The 3,704-nt window shown below is 71.8% G+C and carries 4 protein-coding genes and 2 pseudogenes; 1 reads left to right on the forward strand and 5 read right to left on the reverse strand.

Annotated elements, in window-relative coordinates:
- The 5 genes and pseudogenes from ACTS11_RS05510 to ACTS11_RS05530 form a co-directional block, all read right to left on the reverse strand.
- Window positions 1–803, reverse strand: a pseudogene (locus tag ACTS11_RS05510) (dihydroorotase); the annotation flags it as partial.
- A complete protein-coding gene (locus ACTS11_RS05515; protein ID WP_442639336.1) occupies window positions 800–1,354 on the reverse strand; it encodes a hypothetical protein in 555 nt (184 codons plus the stop codon). The pseudogene ACTS11_RS05510 and the gene ACTS11_RS05515, both read right to left, overlap by 4 nt.
- Window positions 1,351–1,806 carry a hypothetical protein gene (locus tag ACTS11_RS05520; protein WP_442639337.1) on the reverse strand — a complete coding sequence of 152 codons (456 nt, stop codon included), beginning with the start codon at window positions 1,804–1,806 and terminating at the stop codon, window positions 1,351–1,353. The genes ACTS11_RS05515 and ACTS11_RS05520 overlap by 4 nt, the downstream gene beginning before the upstream one ends.
- Window positions 1,806–2,333: a hypothetical protein gene (locus tag ACTS11_RS05525; protein WP_442639338.1), complete on the reverse strand. Its 528-nt coding sequence runs from the start codon at window positions 2,331–2,333 to the stop codon at window positions 1,806–1,808. The genes ACTS11_RS05520 and ACTS11_RS05525 overlap by 1 nt, the downstream gene beginning before the upstream one ends.
- Complete coding sequence (locus ACTS11_RS05530; RefSeq protein ID WP_442639339.1) at window positions 2,330–3,298, reverse strand: aspartate carbamoyltransferase catalytic subunit; 969 nt, start codon at window positions 3,296–3,298, stop codon at window positions 2,330–2,332. Before ACTS11_RS05530 ends, ACTS11_RS05525 begins: the two co-directional genes overlap by 4 nt.
- Window positions 3,299–3,405: 107 nt before the next feature.
- Between ACTS11_RS05530 and ACTS11_RS05535 the strand changes: the two are divergent.
- A pseudogene (locus ACTS11_RS05535) lies at window positions 3,406–3,704 on the forward strand (hypothetical protein); the annotation flags it as partial.

A 3,704-nucleotide genomic window follows, 5' to 3' on the forward strand; every position in this document is an offset into this window, starting at 1 on the left:
CTGCCGACGTCGAGCTCGTTCAGCGTCAGGTGGTGGATCGACACCCCCGCCGTCACGTCGAGCCCCGCGGCCTTCGCGCGCCGCAGCGCCGGAAGCGCGGCGGCGGTCGAGACCTGGTCGGCGTGGTAGCGCACGCCGGTCATCTCGACGAGGGCGAGGTCGCGCTCGAGGCCCATGCGCTCGGCCATCGGCGGGACGGCGGGCAGGCCCTTGAGCGCCGCGAACTTGCCCGAGGTGACGGCGGCGCCGCGGCTCAGCCCTGGCTCCTGCGGGTGGCCCACGATCAGCGCGCCGAGCCCGCGGGCATAGGTCATGCAGCGCGACAGGACCCGCGTGTCCGCCGTCACCGCGTCGCCGTCGGTGAAGGCCACCGCGCCCGCGTCGAGGAGAAAGCCGATCTCGGCCATCTCCTGCCCCTGCCGCCCCTTCGTCAGCGCGGCCATGGCGCGGACGCGCACCGGCGTCTCCTCCCGCGCGCGGCGGGTGACGAATTCCAGCACTTCCGGCGTGTCGATGGGCGTCAGCGTGTCGGGCCGCGTCACCATCGTGGTCACGCCGCCCGCGGCGGCGGCGAGGCCCGCGGTCCTCAGGCTCTCCTTGTGGCGCTCGCCCGGCTCGCCGACCTTCACGCCCACATCGACGATCCCGGGCGCGAGGCAGAGCCCGCCGCAGTCGAAGCCGCCCTGCCGCGGACCCGTCCCCGTCTCGGCGATCAGGCCTGCCTCGATGCGGAGCCAGCCGTGCGTCTCGGTCCCGGCCTCCGGGTCGATCAGGCGGGCGTTGTGAAGAAGCGCGTTGGTCATGCCGTTTCCATGTGCATGGGGTTGCCGCGCAGGTCGCGCATCCTGCCGTAGACGTGCCGCGCGTCCGCTATCCGGCGGAAGCCCCGGCGCCGTATCTTCCGTCCGCGGGCCGAACGCTTCGCGAACAGGACGCGCCCCGGCGCTCCCTCCTCGAGTTCCAGGAAGGCCATGTCGCGGATCGCGTGCCGATGCAGCCGCCGCCACCCGAAGGGCGCGGTCGCGACGTAGGCCGTGCGGTCCGTCAGCGTGTACCACGTCACCGAGCGCAGGTAGGCGTCGTAGACCACATGGCCGCCCAGCATGTAGAGACCGACGCCGAGAAAGGGCAGCCCCGCCAGAGGGAAGAGCATGAAGGGCAAGCGGAAGTCCCCGGCCACCATGATGGTTACGGCGAACCCGATCCACGCGCAGGCGAAGAGGGTGAAGAACGCGCCGCCCAGCAGCATGTCGGTAAGGGCGTCGGACCAGACCACGGCGCTGTCGGGCCGGCCCTGCCAGAGGATCTCCTCGCCCGGCGCGAGGATGCCGTCCCAGCCGCTTCCCGTGGTCATGCCGCGCCTCGCCCGCGCGCCGCGTCGATGGCCGCGATGACCGTTTTCGGATCGGCCTGGTACTTCAGGAGATACTTGTCGCCCGTCACCGTCACCACCTGCACCGCCGAGAAGAGACTGCGCACCGTCGTGATGTTCCCGAGCGCGATGGCCCGCGTGCCGGGCCCGAGGAGGCGCGCGTCGGTCAGCCACCACTCCATCCGCGTCTCGTCGGAGGCGAGGTAGAAGGCCCTGACCGCGATGGCCAGAAGACCGCCCACCGCCCCCGTCCAGACATGCGGGTTGCCGAGCGCCCAGAGAATGCCCATGCCCGCCGCCATGGCGATGGCCGCGAGCCAGGCGTGCTCGCGCCAGTAGGTCGCGCGGTCGCCGCGGAACGTCTCGAGCCGCCGCTCGCCGGGCTCGAGCGCGGTCGTCGGCGCGAACTGGGTGCGGGTCGAGGTGACGTCCATCAGCGTTCGAGCAGGATGTAGAGGAGGAGGAAGACCACGACGAAGAGCGCGACCTTGGCCCATTGCGGGAAGGCCTTGCGCGGGGCGGACGGTTCGGCCTCCTTCGGCGTCGTTTCCGGGCGCGGCTTGGGCGCGACCTCGGCCTTCGGCAGGTCGCCGGAATGGTCGGGCTGCGCGAGCGGCAGCGTCGCGATGGCCGTCAGCTCCGGGCCGGGGCGCGGCTCCCCCTCCATGGCGTCGTCCGGCACGAGGAGGACCGAGCCCTCGAGCGCGTCGATCCGCGACCGCGCCTCCGGCGCCGGGGGCACGGCCGGATCGAAGGCCATCGTCACGTAGTCCGACAACGCCATCTCGCCGAGATCGTCGACCGGGAAGACCTCGATCCGGTCGGTGTTCAGCCGCATGACCCCGAGCCAGCGGTCGATGGGCGGCAACTCCGCCGTCAGCCCGCGCGCCCGCGTCAGGTGCGTGTGGCGCAGCTCGGAGGCGCCGTTGACGGCGAAGACGTGGAGGACCGTCGCGTTCATGCCATCACCCCCCGCGCGTCCGCCGCCGCCGCCCGTGCCGCCCGCAGGTTCCGCGCAAGCAGGTCCATCGCCGCCATGCGCACGGCGACGCCCATCTCCACCTGTTCCTGGATCACCGAGCGGTTGATGTCGTCGGCGAGCGTGCCGTCGATCTCGACCCCGCGGTTCATCGGCCCCGGATGCATGACGATGGCGTCGTCCTTCGCCGCCTTCAGCTTCGCCGCGTCGAGCCCGAAGCGGTGGTAGTATTCGCGCTCGGACGGGATGAACGCGCCGTCCATCCGCTCCCTCTGGAGGCGGAGCATCATCACCACGTCGCAGTCCTTCAGCCCCTCCTCCATGTCGTCGAAGACCTCCACGCCCCAGTCGGCGGCGCCCGACGGCATCAGCGTCGGCGGCCCGATCAGGCGCAGGCGGTTCTCCATCTTGCCGAGGAGGTGGATGTTCGAGCGCGCCACGCGGCTGTGCGCGATGTCGCCGCAGATCGCGATGGTCAGCCGGTGCAGCCGCCCCTTCTCGCGCCGGATCGTCAGCGCGTCCAGCAGCGCCTGCGTCGGGTGCTCGTGCCGCCCGTCGCCCGCGTTCAGGACGGCGCAGTTCACCTTCTGCGCCAGCAGGTCGACCGCGCCCGAATGCGGGTGGCGCACCACGAGGAGGTCGGGATGCATCGCGTTCAGCGTCAGCGCCGTGTCGATGAGCGTCTCGCCCTTTTTGATCGAGGAGGCCTGCATCGCCATGTTCATCACGTTCGCGCCGAGGCGCTTGCCCGCGATCTCGAAGCTCGCCTGGGTGCGGGTCGAGGCCTCGAAGAACATGTTGATCTGCGTCAGCCCCTCGAGCACGCGGCCATGCACGCGGTCGCCCCGCTCGGCGTCGGCGTAACGGTCGGCGAGGTCGAGGATCGCGCGGATCTCCTCGGGGTGCAGGGGCTCGATGCCCAGGAGGTGCTGCTGCCGGAAGGTCATGGCGCCCGTGTCCCGTTTCCGCTCGCTCCGCTTATAGGCAGCGTGACGGCGTCGCGGCAAGGCGGCAGGCCCTTCCCCTCGCGCGCGGGGGGGCCTAGCTTCGGGGCATGGACGGATGGGACCCGAACGACGCGCTGGCGCTTCTCGCCTGGCAGGTGGAGCTGGGGGCGGACGAGGCGATCCTCGACGCGCCGGTGAACCGCTTCGAAAGCGCCGAGGCGCCTCCGGTCGAGCGCGCCGCGCCCGTTTCCGTGCCCGCGTCGGTCATGCCGGTGGCGCCCGCCTCGCAGCCCGTCTCCACACCCGCCGATGCGACGAAGTCGACCGAGGCCTCGCAGCCCGTCTCCACACCCGCCGATGCGACGAAGTCGACCGAGGTCGCGGGCGCGGGCCAGCACGGCCTCGG

This window comes from Roseicyclus sp., assembly GCF_052168335.1.
Classification (GTDB): Bacteria; Pseudomonadota; Alphaproteobacteria; order Rhodobacterales; family Rhodobacteraceae; genus Roseibacterium.